The sequence below is a fragment of the Stieleria mannarensis genome, assembly GCF_014154935.1.
GTDB lineage: Bacteria > Planctomycetota > Planctomycetia > Pirellulales > Pirellulaceae > Stieleria > Stieleria mannarensis.
This window is the reverse complement of sequence record NZ_JACEHH010000228.1, coordinates 1-382: the sequence shown is the minus strand read 5'-3', so window position 1 is coordinate 382 and position 382 is coordinate 1. Positions and strand designations below refer to the sequence as shown.

Sequence of the window (382 nt, the reverse complement as noted above, 5' to 3'; positions counted from 1 at the left end):
AAAATCCCTGCCATCCACGTCCTGTCGGAACGTTTGGTCCTCGACCAACGTGCGGTTTGATGGCGCGAACAGTTCCTCGTTATCGTCGTTCTCAGAATTCATTGGACCTCAAAAACCCTTCTGCGGTTTAGGCTCAAAGATTTAAGCCCCGGGGCGCGATTGTTTTATTGCTTTTCAAAAAATCATGATTCAGTATTCCCACTCTTCGTGTCGTACGGGCAAGTCATTCAGCACCTGCCTTAGATGCAGCCAATTGGGTAGGTGCACGTCCATCAGGCTGCGGAATCGTTTGTTGTGGGTGGGTTCGATGATGTGGATCATCTCGTGGACGACGATGTATTCCAGACACGACTTTGGCTTCTTGGCGAGTTCGGTGTTCAGC

Annotated in this window: 1 protein-coding gene; it reads right to left on the bottom strand. The window is 50.3% G+C overall.

Annotation, left to right across the window (positions count from 1 at the left end; translation table 11 throughout):
* Positions 1–189 precede the first annotated feature (189 nt).
* The coding region (locus H1B37_RS33205) for a YgjP-like metallopeptidase domain-containing protein (RefSeq protein ID WP_182871553.1) at positions 190–382 on the bottom strand (193 nt) is incomplete at its 5' end.